Consider the following 12,405-nt stretch of genomic DNA (forward strand, 5'->3'; position numbering starts at 1 on the left):
CTTCTTGGTTTCCTCTTTTTGCGTCAGACCGTGGCTGCCTCACCATACTTCCCCCTTCCCCTCTCCGTCGGCGGCGTCACATTGGTAACTGAGACAGTCTGGGGGGAGGTCGCCTCCTTGCCGTCGCCCTCGTCGGTCTGCCCGTTCTGCTCGTTCTGCTCCTCGGGCTCCGGCGCGGCCTCTTCCTCCTGCTCGGCCAGCAGCCGGCACGCCTCGGCCTGCTCGGCCAGCACCGCGATGCGGGTCTCGGCCTCTTCCAGGCCGCTGACGGAGAAGGACTCCTCGACCTGGCCGCGGGTGGACGCGGGCAGGTGGGCGAGCCGGATCTCGGGGTGGTCCTGCTCGACGCTGCTGAGGCTGAGCGGGCCCAGGTCCTGGCTGATGCCCTGGTAGAGCGCGACGTGGTCGCCGTTGGCGCCGATGTAGTACTGGTCCTGGGTCCAGCGGTACCCGGCGTACAGGCCGCCGGCCACGACGACCAGCGCGACGCCGACGATGGCGGCGCGTTTCCACGCGCGGCGGCCGGAGCGCGCGGGCAGGTAGTCGTCGTCGGTGAACGCGCCGCCGAGCTGGCCCGCCCCCCGGCCGCGCCCCCCGGCGGCGCGGGAGGCGGGGGTCTGCGGGATGCCGCCCGCGCTCTGGGCCTGGGCCTCGGCGACGGCGCGTTCACCGACGACGCCTACCTGCCCGCGCTCTGGGCCTGGGCCTCGGCGACGGCGCCGACGATCTGCGGGGCGTCGTAGAGCTGGCGGGCGAGGGTGTCGCTCTCCTGGGTGTCGAGGTCGAGGACGTCCGCGACGATGCAGGTGATGTTGTCCGGGCCGCCGCCGCGCAGGGCCAGCTCGATCAGCTCGCGGACGGTGTCCTGGGGCGGCGCGAAGGTGCTGAGCGTGTCGCGGAGGGTCTCGGCGCTGACGACGCCGGAGAGGCCGTCGGAGCACAGCAGGTACCGGTCGCCGGGGCGGACCTCGCGGATGGAGAGGTCGGCCTCGATGTGGTCGGCGCTGCCCAGGGCGCGCATCAGGAGGGACCGCTGGGGGTGGGTGGTGGCCTCCTCCTCGGTGATCCGGCCCTCGTCGACCAGCCGCTGCACCCAGGTGTGGTCCTGGGTGATCTGGTGCAGCTCGCCGTCGCGCAGCAGGTAGGCGCGGGAGTCGCCGACGTGGACCAGGCCGAGGCGCTGGCCGGTCCAGAGCAGGGCGGTGAGGGTGGTGCCCATGCCGTCCAGGCGCGGGTCCTCGGCGACCATGGAACGGAGCTGGTCGTTCGCGCGCTGCACGGAGGTGTCGAGCGAGGTGAGGACGTCGGAGCCGGGGATGTCGTCGTCGAGCTGGACGAGGGTGGAGATGACCTCGGAGCTGGCGACCTCGCCCGCGGCCTGCCCGCCCATGCCGTCGGCGATGGCGAGGAGCCGCGGGCCGGCGTAGCCCGAGTCCTCGTTGTGGTCCCGGATCATGCCGGTGTGGGATCCGGCGGCGAATCTCAGTGACAGGCTCATGCGCGCCTTTCCCACCCTCCGGTCGTCATGGTGTTCGGCCCTACTTCCGCAGCTCGATGACGGTCTTGCCGATACGGATCGGCGTGCCGGGCGGGATGGGCACCGGGGTGGTCAGGCGGCCCCGGTCGAGGTAGGTGCCGTTGGTCGACCCGAGGTCCTCGACGATCCACTGGCCGTCACGGTCGGGGTAGATCCTGGCGTGCCGCCCGGAGGCGTAGTCGTCGTCCAGCACGATCGTCGAGTCGTGTGCCCGGCCGAGCGTAATGGTCTGGCCCTGGAGGGCGACAGTGGTTCCGGCGAGCGAGCCCTCGGTGATCACCAGCTTGGTGGGGGCGCCCCGGCGCTGCCTGCCGCGCTGGGGCTGCGGGGGCTGCTGGGGACGGCGCTGCTGCTGGGGGGCCGCCTCGGGCCGGCGGGCGACGGCGCGCTGGGTGACCCGGGTGCCGAAGAGGTCGCTGCGGATCACCTGGACGGCCACGATGACGAACAGCCACAGGACGGCCAGGAAGCCCAGCCTCATGACCGTCAGGGTCAGCTCTGACATTGCCCCCCGCTTACCCTTCGGCTTGCCGGTAGATGACTGTGGTGCTGCCCACGACGATCCGTGAGCCGTCGCGGAGCGTAGCGCGTTTGGTGTGCTGTCCGTCCACCACGATGCCGTTGGTCGAGCCCAGGTCCCGGATGGTGGCCGGGTCGGTGGCCTGGATCTCGCAGTGCCGGCGGGAGACGCCGGGGTCGTCGATGCGCACGTCGGCCTCGGTGCTGCGGCCGATCACGAGGCTGGTGCGGGAGATCTGGTGGCGGGTGCCGTTGATCTCGACCCAGCGCCGGACGCGGCCGGGCTGCCCGTACGGCGCGATCGTCGGCTGGTGGCCGCGCGGCGGCGAGGGCGGTGGCGCGACGGGCGGCTGCGGATACCCGGCGCCGCTCGTCGGGGCGCCGGGCGGGGTCTGCGGGCGGCCGGGTCCTCCGGCGGCACAAGCGCGTGGGGAACGTGGCACCGTCACTGCTTGCTGTTTGTGTGTGCCTCTTTTCGCATGCAGCTTATGTGTTTTTTTTTGAAAGGATACGGGATTGCATGAGAGCAGCGGAGGAAAGAGAGAGAGGAGGGGAAGAGGGGTATAAGAGACAGTTCGCGTACTCCTTGACCATGGCGGCCAGTTCGTCCCCGAGCTGGCCCGCGTACGGGGAGAGGCGCTCGAAGTCGCCCGCGCCCAGCTCGACGATGAAGTCGTTGGGCACGACGGTGCGTTCGCGGTTCCAGATGGTCGCGTTGTTGTCGCACTCGCGCTGGAGCGCGCCGGCGATCTCCACCGGCTGCACCTCGGACTTGAAGACTTTGGCGAAGGTGCCGTTGACGAGGCCTTCCAGCCGCTGCTCGAAGCGCTTCAGTACTCCCATGTGCACCTCCTTCTCCGATGTCCGGGCGCGGCTGAAGTGGTAGGGCTTACTGATCGTATCCACGCCCGGGACGATCAGGTGGTTCCCCTCTCGATACCCGTCTTCCCCGGGATCGTAGGGGGGAGTCCGGACCAGTGTCGCGCATGTGCGGAGGGAATGCGGAGGGGATGGGGGGGAGCGTCCGCGGTGCCCCCGATACGCGGGTGAGGGCACGCCCGGGAGCGTGTTAGCCTTCTGCATGTCGGTGGCGCTCCCGCCCGGACAGAACGGTCCGGCAGGGGGCAGTCCTTCGGCAGCACCCATGCGCGGGTGGCGGAATAGGCAGACGCGCTGGATTCAGGTTCCAGTGCCCGAAAGGGCGTGGGGGTTCAACTCCCCCCTCGCGCACCACACAGTGAAGGCCCCTGGTGACAGGGGCCTTTCTGGTGTTCTCCCGTGTTCCGGATCTCTCTCGGAATCCTCTTGTATGTAAATCACAGCATGCATTTTTGTGCCTGGTTCGCGGCGTTATGCGTGATTTCCCATTTGATTTCTGTCATGGTTTTCCCGCCTGCCGGAAAGTTCGCCTGGAGGGTGACCATGCACCGTCTGACCTGCGACGACGCACGCGAGGACCGGGCGTGCTGACCGTATTGCACTTCGCCCAGCCGGTCGACGGGGGCGTCGCCCGGGTCGTCACCGATCTGGTGCGGGCGCAGACCGGGGCGGGAATGCGCGCGATCGTCGCGTGCCCGCCGGGCGGAACGCTGGAGAGAACGGCCGCGATGGCCGGGGCGCGGGTCCGGCTCTGGCTCGCGGAGCGCGGGGCCGGGGCCGACCTGCCGTGGGAGATCGCGTGCGCGGCCCGGATCGCGCGCCGCGAACGGCCCGATGTCGTGCACCTGCACAGTTCCAAAGCCGGTCTCGCCGGACGGCTCGCGCTGCGCGGACGGCTGCCCACCGTCTTCCAGCCGCACGCCTGGTCGTTCCTGGCGGCATCCGGTCCGACCGCCCAACTCGCCCTGCGCTGGGAGAGGTTCGCCACACGATGGGCCGATCGCGTGCTGTGCGTGAGCGAAGCGGAACGGCTCGGCGGCTGCGAGGCGGGCCTGTCCGCCCGGTGGGAGGTGATCGCCAACGGGGTCGATCTGGAACGGTTTCCCGTCGCCGACGGCGTGGCCCGCCGCCAGGCCCGCGCCGCGCTCGCCACCGTCCACACCCTGCCGCAGCGCGCGCCGCTCGTCGTCTGCGTCGGACGGCTCTGCCCGCAGAAGGGACAGGACCTGCTGCTGCGCGCCTGGCCCGCCGTCGCCGCCGCCGTTCCCGGCGCCCGGCTCGCCCTCGTCGGCGACGGGCCCGACCGCCGCGCGTTGCGCCTCGCCGCCGGTCCCGACGTCCTCTTCGCCGGGCACACCGACGACGTCCAGCCCTGGTACGCGGCGGCCGATGTCGTGGTGCTGCCGTCCCGCTGGGAGGGGATGGCGCTGGCGCCCCTGGAGGCGATGGCCGTCGGCCGCCCGGTGGTGGTCACCGACGTCGGCGGCGCCCGCGAGAGCCTGCCGCCGGGCCACGTTCCCCACGCGCTGGTGCCGCCGGAGGACCCGGCCGCCCTCGCCGGGGCCCTGACCGCGCTGCTCGCCGATCCCGTCCGCCGCCGGGCCCTGGGCCGGCAGGCCGCGCAGCACATCAGGGGCACCCACGACGTACGCCGAGCCGCCGCCGCGTACGCCCGGCTCTACCGCGCTCTGGCGGACCGGGAGCCGGGCGAACCGGCGCCCGAGGCGAGGGAGTTCAGCAGCCCATGAGCACGGAAGGCATGACCGGCACGACCCGCGCGGCCTCCCCCGTCAGACCCGCCTCCGTCGTTCCGCCCCGGGGTCCGCTGCCCGCCCCGGCGCCGTCGCGCGGGCGCCGCGCCCCGTGCCGTTCCGCCGCCGCGGCGCTGTGCGTGGCCGACGTCCCGGCCGCCGCCGCCGCGCTGCGGGCCGCCGACGCCCACGCCGCCGCCGTCCTGCTGGTGCCGGGGCTGACCGCCGTGCTCAACGCCGCGGGCGGCCTGTACCGCCCGGCGCCGATGACCACCGCTCTGGACGACCTGCCCCGGCTGCTCGGTCACGCCGCCGTCGCCTGGTGCGCCGCCGCCGCGCTGCTCGCCCCGGCCCGCCCGTGGCCGGAGCTGCTCGCCCTGATCACCGCGCACGCGTCGCTCGCCGCCGCCGCCCCGGGCGGCGCGCACCACGCCCGCCGCCGGGCCGCCAGGCGCCGCCCGCGCCCGGCGCTCGTCGTCGGCACCGGGCCCGCCGGGCAGCGCGTCGCGGACGTCCTCGCGCAGCACCCCGAGTACGGGATGCGGCCGGTCGGCCTGGTCGGGCCCGTGCCGCGGCGGCTGCCGAACAGCGTGCCGCTGCCCGTCCTCACCACCGCGCGGGAGGTCGGCCGGGCCGTCGTGCGCGGCGCGGTCCGGGACGCGGTCTTCGCGCGGCGGCCCGAGGAGGCGCTCGTGCGGCTGTTCTGGGCGCGGGGCTGCACGGTGTGGCTGGTGGCCGCCGAACCGGGCGCCGCCGGGCTCGCCGGGGCCACCGGGATCTGGGGCCGGGGGGCCGTGGCGGGTCACCTGTGGGGGTTCGCCTGCCGCCGCCTCGACCCGCCGCCCGGTGCGGCCGGTCCCCGCCAGCCGGGCACGTCCGCCTGGTCCGCCCGGTGGGCCAAGCGCGCCCTCGACGTCGTGGTCGCCGCCACCGCCCTCACCGCCGCCGCCCCCCTGTTCGCCGGGTGCGCGCTGGCCGTGCGGCTGGGCGACGGGCCCGGCGTGCTGTTCCGGCAGGAGCGGATCGGGAAGGACGGCCGGCCGTTCGTCATGCTGAAGTTCCGCACCCTGCGGCCCGGTGACGCGCGGGAGGCCGCCACCCGCTGGAGCATCGCCGGGGACGAGCGGATCACGCCCGTGGGGCGGTGGCTGCGGCGCACCTCGCTGGACGAGCTTCCCCAGTTGTGGAACGTGCTGCGCGGCGACATGAGCCTGGTCGGCCCCCGGCCGGAACGCCCGCATTTCGTCGAGCGGTTCAGCCGGCTCCACCCCGGCTACGCCGACCGCCACCGGATGCCGGTCGGGCTCACCGGGCTCGCCCAGATCAGCGGGCTGCGCGGGGACACCTCCATCGAGGACCGGGCCCGGTTCGACAACCTGTACATCGAGACCTGGTCGCTCTGGCAGGACGTGCGGATCATGCTGCGCACCACGGCCGCCTGCTTCCGCCTCGGGGGGAGCTGATGACCGCCGTGCGGGAGGCCGTCCGGGCGGCGCGGGACCGCCGGCACCTGTGGCCCGCGCTCGCCACCGTGCTGCTGTTGGCGCTGCCCGGCGGCCGGTGGCAGGTGGCGGGCGGGCAGATCGCCGTCGCCGACCTCGCCTCGGTGGCGCTGGTGGCCGGCGGCGCGGTGGTCCTGGCGCGCGGCCACCGGCCGCCGCCGCACCCGGCCGCCGTGCTGCTGCTGGCCGCGCCCGCCGTCGCGTTCGCCGTCGTCACCATGGCCTCCGGGGACCCGGTGGGCAGCCTGCCCGGGTTCCTGCGCTGCCTCCAGGTCTTCGTGCTGGTGCCGCTGGCGGTGGTGCTGCTGCCGCGCGACCGGCGTGACGCGCGGCTGGTCGCGGGCGCGCTCGTGGTGCTGGCCCTGGCCCAGGGCGCGGTCGGCACCGCGCAGTACGTCACGAAGACGGGCGCCTCGTACATGGGCCAGGACGTGCGGGCGGTCGGCACGTTCGGGCCGTTGAGCGTGATGGGCATGGCCACCGTCGTCTCCTACGGGCTGATCGCCGCGCTCTGCCTCGGGCTCGCGGGGCCCGGCCGGCCCCGGTGGCGCGCCGCCGCCCTCGGCGCGGCGGCGGCGCTGGCGCTGCCGCTGGCGTTCTCCTTCAGCCGGGGCGCCTGGCTGGCCACCGCCGCGGCCGTGGCGACCGTGGTGGCCGTGCCGCTCGTCGCCGGTTCGCGGCCGGCCCGGCGCGTACTGCTCCCGCTCCTGCTGTGCGGCGGCGCGCTGCTGGCCGGGGGCGCGGCCCTGGGCTCGGCGGGGATGATCGGGGAACGGCTCGGCTCGATCGGCGACGTGACGGGAACGCCCGACCAGTCGGTGATCGACCGCTACGCCATGTGGGACGCCGCCTGGTCGATGTGGCGCGACGCGCCGTGGACCGGCACCGGGCCCAAGGGTTTCGCGGAGTACCGCGACAGCCACGCGTCGCTCGCGCTCTCCGGCGGCAGCGACACCGGGGGCGCCGGATTCGGCTTCCAGCGCCAGGAGTTGCTCTCCCCGCACAACATGTACCTGCTGCTGCTCAGCGAGCAGGGCCTGGTCGGCGCCACCTCGGTCCTCGGCTGCTGGGCCGCGCTCGCGGCGCGCTGCCTGGTCCGGCTGCGCCGGGCCGCCCGGGGCGGCGGGCCGCTCGACGTCGGGCTGCTGGCGGTGGGGCTGCTGGTGTGGCAGGCCGTCAACTTCCTGTACGCCGACATCGGCGGGGCGGCCACCGTCCTGACGGCCGTGGCGCTGGGGCTGGCCGCCTGGTGGGCGTTCTCCCCGGCGGCCGTGGCCCCGGCCGTACGGGAGAACGGGTGAGCGCGGCCACCGGGACCGACCGGGCCGAGAGCACCGACCGGTTCGTCGCCCGCGCCGCCGCCGTCACCGCCGCGCTCACCGCGGCGGGCGCGGTGGTCGGGCTGCTGCGGGACCAGATCATCGCCACGCTGTTCGGCGCGGGGCCCGCCACCGACGCGTTCCTCGTCGCCTGGACCGTGCCCGAGTTCGCCGCGACGCTGCTGATCGAGGAGGGCGCGGCGCTGGTTCTGGTGCCCGCGTTCAGCCTGGCGCTGGCGCGGGCCGGGGCCGGCGGGGCGCGCGAGTTGTGCGCGGCCACGTTCCCCAGGCTGCTGCTGGCGCTGGCGGTGGCCGCCGCGGCGCTGGCGGCGGGGGCGCGCCCGCTGGTGGCCGCCCACGCCCCCGGGCTGGCGGAGCGGGGGCTCGCCGTGGACTGCGTGCGGCTGCCCGCCGTGAGCGTCCTCACCTTCGGCGTCGCCGGGTACTTCAGCGCCGCCCTGCGCGCCCACCGCGATTTCGTGCCGCCCGCCGCGATCTACGTCGTCCACAACGCGGGCATCTTGGCCACCGCGCTGGCGCTGCACGCCTGGTGGGGCATCCGGGCGGCGGCGGCCGGGGTGGCGCTCGGCGGGGCGCTGATGGCGCTGGTGCAGTTGCCGTTCTTCCTGCGCCGGTTCCTGCGGGGACGCCCGCGCGGAACGCCGCCCGCGCCGTCGTCGGCGCCGGTACGGGCCGGGGGCCGGGTCTCGCTCCTCGCGGGCGTCTCGGTGGGCGTCGTGGCGCCGGTCGCGCTCTTCGCGCTCAGCCGCCAGTCCCAGGTGCTGGTCGAGCGCTGCCTCGCCTCCGCGCTGCCCGCGGGCGCCATCTCGCACCTCAACTACGCGCAGAAGGTCGCCCAGATGCCCATGGTGCTGTCGATGATGATCTGCACCGTGACCCTCCCGCTGGTCGCCCGCGCGGTCGCCGACGGCGAGACCGAGCGGGCCCGCGAACGCGTCGAACGCGATCTGGTGCTGGCGGGCGTGGTGGTGCTGCTCGGCGGCGCGTTCGTCGTCGCCTGCGCGCCCGCGATCATCGAACTCCTCTTCCAGCGCGGCGCGTTCGACGAGCGGGCGACGGCGGCGACGGCCGGGGTGATGCGGGTGTACGCGCTCGGTCTGCTCGGGCACACGCTGGCGGGCGCGTTGACCCGCCCCTTCTTCTCGGCCGCGCGGCCCGCCTGGTTCCCGCTCGCCGCCATGGCGCTCGGCCTGCTGATCACCGTCGCCGGGGGGCTGGCCGCCGTGCCGGTGTGGGGCGTACGCGGGATCGCCGCCGCCAACGCGGCCGGGATCAGCGTCACCGCCCTCCTCCTGCTGCGCGCCCTGCCCCGCAGGACCTCCATCCCCGTCGACGCCCGCCGCGTCCTGGGCCGCCTCGCGCGGCTCGCCGTGGCCGCCGCGCTCGCCGCCGGGGCGGGCTGGGCCGCCACGGCCCTGCCCGGCTGCTCCGCTCCCCTGCCGGCGGTCGCCCTCGGCTGCCTGCTCGTCCCCGCCGTCTTCGCCGTGGCCGCGTGCGCGCTGCGGGTGCCGGAGGCGGCGCTGCTCGTGTCCGCCCTCAAGCAAAGGCTCGACCATGCGCGTTGCCACTGACTCCGCCGGACCCGGCCTCAGCCCGGTGTGGCTGCTGATGTACCACTCCGTCTCCTACACCACCCCCGACCCGTACCGGATCACCGTCACCCCCGACCGCCTGCACCGGCAGCTCGCCTGGCTGCGCCGCAACCGGCTGCGCGGCGTCTCCGTCGGGGAGCTGCTGCGGGCCAGGGCCGCCGGGCGCGCCGGGCGCATGGTCGGGCTGACCTTCGACGACGGCTACCGCGACTTCCTCGACACGGCGGTCCCGCTGCTGCGCGGCCACGGCTGCACGGCCACCGTGTTCGTGCTGCCCGGCCGGCTGCACGGCAGCAACGTGTGGGACACGGACGGCCCGCGCAAGCGGCTGCTGAACGCCGACGGCATCCGGGCCGCCGCCGAGGCCGGGATGGAGATCGGCTCGCACGGGCTGCTCCACCGTTCGCTGCCCGGCCTGGACGCGGCCGAGTTGGAACGGGAGGTCGCGCACAGCCGCGACCTGCTCGCCGAGATCACCGGCGAGCCGCCGCAGGGCTTCTGCTACCCCTACGGCGCGGTGGACCGGCGGACCGCCGACGCCGTGCGGGACGCGGGCTACGCCTACGCCTGCGCGATCGACCCCGGCCGCCTGACCGGGCAGTACGCGCTGCCCCGGGTCCATGTGGGGGAACGGGACATCGCGCCGATGATGCGTCTCAAGCGGCTGCTGCACCCCTGGCGCCGCCGCCCGCTGCCGCCGCTGCCCGCCCCCGCCCGGCCGGTCCGTGCGGATCGTTCGGGTCGTTCGGATCGTTCTGGGCGTCAGAACGAGGCACCGGCGTCATGAGGCGGGCGCTGCATGTCATCACCGGGCTCGGAGCCGGGGGCGCGGAACGGCAGCTGCGGGCGCTGGTGCGGCGGCTGCCGCTCGTCTGCGATGTCGCGACCCTCACCAACCCCGGTGCCGTGGCGCGCGAACTGCGGGGCGACGGCGTACGGGTGGCCCACCTCGGCATGGCGGGCAACCGCGATGTCGGCGCACTCCCCCGGCTGGCGCGGCTGATCCGCGACGGGCGGTACGACATCGTGCACACCCACCTCTACCGGGCCTGCGTCTACGGCCGGATCGCCGCCCGGATGGCCGGGGTGCGGGCCGTGGTGGCGACCGAGCACTCGCTCGGCGCCCACCGCATCGAGGGGCGCCCGCTGACGCCGGGGACGCGGGCGCTGTATCTGGCGACGGAGCGGCTGGGCACGGCGACCGTGGCCGTGTCCGCGACCGTCGCGGGGCGGCTGCGGGCCTGGGGCGTGCCGGACCGGCGGATTCATCTGGTGCCCAACGGGATCGAGCCGGACCGGTTCCGTTACGACCCGGCGGCGCGCGCCGGGGTGCGGGCCCGGTTCGGGGTGCCCGACGACGCCGTGGTGGTGGGCGCGGTGGGGCGGCTGGTGCCGGACAAGCGGTTCGACGTGGTGGTGCGGGCCGTGGCCCGGCTGCCGGAGCACGTGTGGCTGGTGGTGGCCGGGGAGGGGCCGGAACGGGCCGCGCTGGGGGCACTGGCCGGGCGGCTGGGGCTGACCCGGCGGCTGGTGCTGACGGGCGCCTGCCCGGACGTGCCCGGGCTGCTGTCGGCGTGCGACCTGTTCGTCTCGGCGTCGGAGGAGGAGACGTTCGGGCTGGCGGTGCTGGAGGCGCTGGCCGCCGGGCTGCCGGTGCTGCACGTCGCCTGCCCGGCCGTCGAGGAACTGCCGCGCCACGAGGCGCCCGGCGCGCGGCGGGTCGGGGCGGGTCCGGCGGATCTCGCGGACGCGCTACGGGCCGAACTCGCTCTGGGGGTGCGGCGGTTGTCCGTTCCCGAGGCGGTGCGCCGGTACGGCGTGGACCGGGCGGCGGACCGTCTGATGGCCGTCTACGAAGGGGTGTGCCGGTGACCAGGCCGAGGTGGTGGTGGCCGCTGGCGCTGTGCGCGCTGCTGGGCGCGGTGTGCGGCGCGGCGCACGGGCTGCTGGCGGACCGGCAGTACGCGGCCGGCGGGCAGGTGCTGGTGACGCCGGTGGAACGCGGTGACGCGGCGGCGGCCGTGGGGCTGGCGCAGGCTCTCGGACGGGTGGCGACGGGCGAGGCGGAGCTGCGCACGGCGGCGGCCGACGCGGGCGTTCCGGCGGGAACGCTGCGGAGCCGGGTGCGGGCCGTGACGTCGCCGGACGCGCCGGTGATCGAGATCACCGGGACGGCGGGCCGGCCCGAGGACGCGGCGCGGGCGGCGAACGCGGTGGCGCGGGCGCTGGTCGCGCGGGGCAACGACGCGCGGGAGGGCGGCGCTGAGTTGTCGGTGCTGGCCGAGGCGCACCGGCCGTCCGTGCCGACCGCCCCGGTGCCGTGGGTGTCGGTCGCGACCGGTCTGTGCGCGGGCGTCGTCGTCGGGGGCGCGGCCTTGGCGGCCCGCGGCGGACGTGCCGGTGGCGGTGGTGGCGGGGCCGGCGGCGGGGGGCGTCCGGGGGTGCCCGCGCGGCGGGCCGGGCCGGTGCGGCTGGTGAGTCAGTGGTGGGACGGGGGCCGGTGGGTCAGTGACCGCGTTCCGCTCCGCCGTTGACCTGGATGACCTGGGACGTGATGTGGCTCGCGGCGTGGGAGGCCAGCCAGCGCAGGGTCTCGGCGACGTCGCCCGGGGTGCCCGGGCGGCCGTCGAGGGTCTGTGCGACGAGGGTGGCCCGTCGTTCGGGTGTCATCGCGTCGCCGAAGAACTCGGTCTCCTCGATGTAGCCGGGGGCCACCACGTTGACCGTGACGCCTCGCGGGCCGAGGTCGCGGGCCAGGTCGAACGCGTACGGGTGCAGGGCCGCCTTGCTCGCCGCGTAGGCGCCGGTGCCGGAGCCCCGGTAGGCGGCGATCGAGCTGAGGAAGAGGACCCGGCCGCCGGGGGAGGCGAGGCGGTCGCGGAGGGCCTCGGTGAGGAGGACGGCGGTCAGGGTGTTGACGCGGAAGGCGACCGTCCAGGCGTGGGCGGTCGCGGCCAGCGCGCCGCCGGGGGCGTCGGCGCCGCCGTTGTCCGGGCCCGGTTCGAGGAGGCCGCTGCCGCCCGCGCTGTGCACCAGGACGTCCACCGTGCCGAAGCGTTCGGCGACGAAACGGGCGACGCGCGCGGCCTCGGCCGGGTCGGTGAGGTCGGCGGGGAGGGCGACGGCGGTCGCGATGTCCGCCGCGGCCCGTTCCACCACCTCGGCGCGGCGGCCGACGAGCACGGGCGTGTCGCCGTCCCGCGCGAACGCGCGGGCCGTCGCCAGGCCGATGCCGGTGCCGCCGCCGCTGATGATCACTGTCCGTCCGGCCATGTCCGGACCGTA

At 75.6% G+C, this 12,405-nt stretch carries 9 protein-coding genes, 1 tRNA gene and 2 pseudogenes; 8 read left to right on the forward strand and 4 right to left on the reverse strand.

Annotation, left to right across the window (positions count from 1 at the left end; all coding sequences use genetic code 11):
* Positions 1-23: 23 nt before the first annotated feature.
* The 3 genes and pseudogenes from BN2279_RS31205 to BN2279_RS16005 form a co-directional block, all read right to left on the reverse strand.
* Positions 24-1,498 (reverse strand): annotated as a pseudogene (locus BN2279_RS31205) (Stp1/IreP family PP2C-type Ser/Thr phosphatase).
* 40 nt (positions 1,499-1,538) lie between these two features.
* Entirely contained in the window at positions 1,539-2,042 is a 504-nt protein-coding gene (locus tag BN2279_RS16000) for an FHA domain-containing protein FhaB/FipA (RefSeq protein ID WP_059010147.1), read from the reverse strand.
* Positions 2,043-2,052: 10 nt separating this feature from the next.
* Positions 2,053-2,899, reverse strand: a pseudogene (locus BN2279_RS16005) (FhaA domain-containing protein).
* A 303-nt stretch (positions 2,900-3,202) separates the two neighbouring features.
* Between BN2279_RS16005 and BN2279_RS16010 the strand changes: the two are divergent.
* The 8 genes from BN2279_RS16010 (at position 3,203) to BN2279_RS16045 (ending at position 11,654) form a co-directional block, all read left to right on the forward strand.
* Positions 3,203-3,289: transfer RNA gene (locus tag BN2279_RS16010), tRNA-Leu, on the forward strand.
* Positions 3,290-3,519: 230 nt separating this feature from the next.
* Positions 3,520-4,683, forward strand: coding sequence for a glycosyltransferase (locus BN2279_RS16015; RefSeq protein ID WP_234347898.1), 1,164 nt, complete (start codon positions 3,520-3,522; stop codon positions 4,681-4,683).
* The gene (locus BN2279_RS16020) at positions 4,680-6,149 is read left to right on the forward strand and encodes a sugar transferase (RefSeq protein WP_059010149.1); all 1,470 of its coding nucleotides are present in this window, start codon (positions 4,680-4,682) and stop codon (positions 6,147-6,149) included. The genes BN2279_RS16015 and BN2279_RS16020 overlap by 4 nt, the downstream gene beginning before the upstream one ends.
* Positions 6,149-7,489 carry an O-antigen ligase family protein gene (locus BN2279_RS16025; RefSeq protein ID WP_059010151.1) on the forward strand — a complete coding sequence of 447 codons (1,341 nt, stop codon included), beginning with the start codon at positions 6,149-6,151 and terminating at the stop codon, positions 7,487-7,489. The genes BN2279_RS16020 and BN2279_RS16025 overlap by 1 nt, the downstream gene beginning before the upstream one ends.
* Positions 7,486-9,099, forward strand: coding sequence for a lipid II flippase MurJ (locus tag BN2279_RS16030; protein ID WP_059010153.1), 1,614 nt, complete (start codon positions 7,486-7,488; stop codon positions 9,097-9,099). The genes BN2279_RS16025 and BN2279_RS16030 overlap by 4 nt, the downstream gene beginning before the upstream one ends.
* Positions 9,083-9,907: a polysaccharide deacetylase family protein gene (locus BN2279_RS16035; RefSeq protein ID WP_234347900.1), complete on the forward strand. Its 825-nt coding sequence runs from the start codon at positions 9,083-9,085 to the stop codon at positions 9,905-9,907. The genes BN2279_RS16030 and BN2279_RS16035 overlap by 17 nt, the downstream gene beginning before the upstream one ends.
* The gene (locus BN2279_RS16040; RefSeq protein ID WP_059010155.1) at positions 9,904-10,992 is read left to right on the forward strand and encodes a glycosyltransferase; all 1,089 of its coding nucleotides are present in this window, start codon (positions 9,904-9,906) and stop codon (positions 10,990-10,992) included. The genes BN2279_RS16035 and BN2279_RS16040 overlap by 4 nt, the downstream gene beginning before the upstream one ends.
* Positions 10,989-11,654: a YveK family protein gene (locus BN2279_RS16045; RefSeq protein WP_159037232.1), complete on the forward strand. Its 666-nt coding sequence runs from the start codon at positions 10,989-10,991 to the stop codon at positions 11,652-11,654. Before BN2279_RS16040 ends, BN2279_RS16045 begins: the two co-directional genes overlap by 4 nt.
* On the opposite strand, the gene BN2279_RS16050 is transcribed toward BN2279_RS16045, so the two are convergent.
* Positions 11,626-12,393 carry an SDR family NAD(P)-dependent oxidoreductase gene (locus tag BN2279_RS16050; protein ID WP_059010159.1) on the reverse strand — a complete coding sequence of 256 codons (768 nt, stop codon included), beginning with the start codon at positions 12,391-12,393 and terminating at the stop codon, positions 11,626-11,628. The two genes, BN2279_RS16045 and BN2279_RS16050, sit on opposite strands and share 29 nt — an antisense overlap.
* Positions 12,394-12,405: the final 12 nt, after the last annotated feature.

Source organism: Streptomyces specialis (genome assembly GCF_001493375.1).
Lineage (GTDB): Bacteria > Actinomycetota > Actinomycetes > Streptomycetales > Streptomycetaceae > Streptomyces > Streptomyces specialis.

Bases quoted from the DNA above. Each gene is read 5' to 3' on its own strand.
- BN2279_RS16040 (WP_059010155.1), top strand. From the start codon at position 9,904: ATGAGGCGGGCGCTGCATGTCATCACCGGGCTCGGAGCCGGGGGCGCG.
- BN2279_RS16035 (WP_234347900.1), top strand. From the start codon at position 9,083: ATGCGCGTTGCCACTGACTCCGCCGGACCCGGCCTCAGCCCGGTGTGG.
- BN2279_RS16000 (WP_059010147.1), bottom strand. From the start codon at position 2,042: ATGTCAGAGCTGACCCTGACGGTCATGAGGCTGGGCTTCCTGGCCGTC.
- BN2279_RS16025 (WP_059010151.1), top strand. From the start codon at position 6,149: ATGACCGCCGTGCGGGAGGCCGTCCGGGCGGCGCGGGACCGCCGGCAC.
- BN2279_RS16050 (WP_059010159.1), bottom strand. From the start codon at position 12,393: ATGGCCGGACGGACAGTGATCATCAGCGGCGGCGGCACCGGCATCGGC.
- BN2279_RS16020 (WP_059010149.1), top strand. From the start codon at position 4,680: ATGAGCACGGAAGGCATGACCGGCACGACCCGCGCGGCCTCCCCCGTC.